The sequence below is a fragment of the Paenarthrobacter sp. GQ52 genome (assembly GCF_059759005.1).
This window is the reverse complement of sequence record NZ_JCAXEJ010000055.1, coordinates 1-266: the sequence shown is the minus strand read 5'-3', so window position 1 is coordinate 266 and position 266 is coordinate 1. Positions and strand designations below refer to the sequence as shown.

The 266-nt window shown below is 63.5% G+C and carries 1 pseudogene; it reads left to right on the top strand.

Features of this window, described 5'->3' with window-relative positions:
* A pseudogene (locus AC6CH8_RS22865) lies at positions 1-266 on the top strand (HNH endonuclease); the annotation flags it as partial.

The window sequence follows — 266 nt, the reverse complement described above, 5'->3', positions numbered from 1 at the left end:
GAGTCGCCGAATCGTGGGTCCCGGTTGCTGGGTTTGGCGAAGGCCCTTGTGCTGGAGATGCCGCGGACGTTGGCGGCTTTGAAGTCGGGGCAGTTGAATGAGTGGCGGGCCACGCTGCTGGTGAAAGAGACCGCGTGTTTGTCTGTTGAGGACCGGTGCGCGGTGGATGAGGAACTCGCTGCCGATACCGGGACTTTTGAGGGGAAGGGCGATAAGGCGATTGTTGCGGCGGCGAAGGCTGCGGCGTATCGGCGTGATCCGCGGTC